Annotated in this window: 1 protein-coding gene; it reads right to left on the bottom strand. The window is 71.3% G+C overall.

All coding sequences use genetic code 11. The features are described 5' to 3' along the window. Window positions 1-1,981: nitrate- and nitrite sensing domain-containing protein (locus tag JNW89_RS35045; RefSeq protein WP_238452288.1), on the bottom strand; the 1,981-nt coding region annotated here is incomplete at its 3' end. Window positions 1,982-2,338: the final 357 nt, after the last annotated feature.

Genomic DNA, 2,338 nt, shown 5'->3' with positions numbered 1-2,338 from the left:
CCCGATGGGCGGGCAGCACCACGGTCGAGGTGGGCAGCGTCACCTGGGCGACCGTGCCGCCCTCGACGTTGCGCCGCAGCTCGACCCGGATGCCGTACCGGGAGGCGAGCCGGCTCACCACGGCCAGACCCATCAGCCGGAACGCGGCCACGTCCACGCTCGGCGGCGCGGCCAGCCGGCGGTTGAGCGAGTCGAGCTGCTCGTCGGTGAGGCCCAGTCCCCGGTCCTCGATCTGGATCAGCACGTAGTCGCGGATCCGGCGGCCGTCGGCGACCACCGTGGTGGTCGGCGGCGAGAAGCGGGTGGCGTTGTCGAGCAGTTCGGCGACCAGGCGGACCACGTCGTTGACGGCGTGGGCGGAGACCGAGATGTCGGTGTCGACGGTGCCGAACTCGATGCGGTTGTAGAGCTCGACCTCGGACTGGGCGGCCCGCAGGACGTCGACCAGCAGCGCGTCCTCGCGGCGGGGCACCGCGGAGTCGGCGCCGGCCAGGACGAGCAGGTTCTCGTCGTTGCGGCGCATCCGGGTGGCCAGGTGGTCGAGCTCGAAGAGCTGGGCGAGGCGCTTCGGGTCCTCCTCGCTGCGCTCGATCGCGTCCAGCTCGCCGATCATCCGGTCGACCAGCGTCTGACTGCGCCGAGCCAGGTTGAGGAACATCGCCGAGACGCTGGTACGCAGGGCGGCCTGTTCGGCGGCGACGCGGACCGCCTCGCGGTGCACGACGTTGAAGGCCAGCGCCACCTGGCCGACCTCGTCGCGGTTGCGCAACCGGATCGGGTCGCGGACCTGGCGCACGATCTCGTCCACGCCGCCCTCGCCGACGCTGCCCATGTTCTGCAGCCGCCGCACCGCGTCCGGCAGGTCGTGGTTGGCCACCGACAGCGCGCCCTCGCGCAGTCGCCGCAGCGAGTGGTTGAGCGAGCGGGCCAGCACCACGGCGAGCGACACGGCGATGATCAGGGTGAGCAGCACCAGCGCCGACTCGATCACGGCCTGCCGGATGACGTCGCTGCGGGCCTGCTCGGCCCGGTCGAGCAGGCGGTCCTGGAGCTGGATCTCGGCCCACCGCATCAGGTCGTTGACCGAGCCGATCGAGGCGCTCGCGTCGGCCGCGCTGACCAGTGGCTGCTGCCCCACCGAGCGGGTGATGTCGGCGGCCACCCGGTCGGCGAGGCCGACCGCGTCGCCGGAGACGGTGCCCTCGACCAGGGCCCGCTGGTCCGGGTCGGCGGCCAGGGAGAAGGAGACCAGCGCCTCCTGCTGGCCGGTCAGCGTGGTGACGAAGGCGGAGAACTGCTCCTCGTCGATCCGGCCGGCGCTGAGGGCGGTGTAGGCGACCGCCTCCTCCTCGGCGACGGCCGCCTTGGCGCGGCTGAACGCGGCCACCGCGCGGCGGGCGTCGGCGAGGCTCTCCTGCCCGGGGAGCTGGGCCAGGGCGTCGCCGTACGAGACGAGGTCGGTCAGGACGATGCCGTAGCGCAGGGTGGCCTCGGCCACCGGCATCTGCCGACGGTCGAGCACCTCCTGGCGGGTGCCGTTGAGCGTCTCCAGGTGATCGTCGATGACCTTGAGCCGGTCGCGGACGGCCGACGGGACCTCGCCGATCCTGCCGCGCTCGGCGCGGTACTCCGCGATCCGCTGGTCGGTGGCGCGGACCCGCAGGTTGTAGTCGTCGGCCTTCTGCTGCGGCGCGGCCAGGTAGCCGGCCGCCGCCATCCGTTCCTTGTGCAGGTCCTGGGTGAGTGCGGAGACGTCGACGGAGAGCGCGGTCAGCGACCGGATCCGGGTGGCGTCGTACGCGCCCTCACCGGTGGAGATGAGTCGGATAGTTGCCAGAGCAATGACCGCGGCGACCGGCACCACCAGAATGAGGGCGAGTTTGGAGCGGATCCGCGCGTCCCTCAGTCGGGGCAGCCGCCGCCCCCGGTCGCGCTGGGCGGCGTCGCCGATTTCGGGCAGGGTCGTCGGTCCGGTGCTCACGACATCGCCTCCGTCGTATCTTCCACGCCTGACCCGCCGACCCGTGCCTGGTGCAGCGGAGAGCGCCACGCGCGGCACGGCCGCGATTTCATCAGAGAAGATCGCGTTTGGGAAGCCGCAGTGAGGCAGGAAACGGTCAACCGACGGCCCCGTCACCTTTTGGCCTCATTGTCGCCCACGCTCTGAACAGGCATTGTCACTCCAGAGTGGCCGATCGCCTCTCCGGAGTGAGCGTCGGTAAATATCTGATGACCCCAACATGTGGGAAAGCCGTCCCGAAACCACTCCGGGCTTCCGCGCTTGACCGCGGGGCCCGGCATTGGCAAGGTTTTGCAGGCTTCGCGCACACCGTACGGC

The organism is Micromonospora sp. 4G55 (assembly GCF_016803375.1).
The sequence above is the reverse complement of the archived record's forward strand: the minus strand, read 5'-3'. Positions and strand labels throughout refer to the sequence as shown.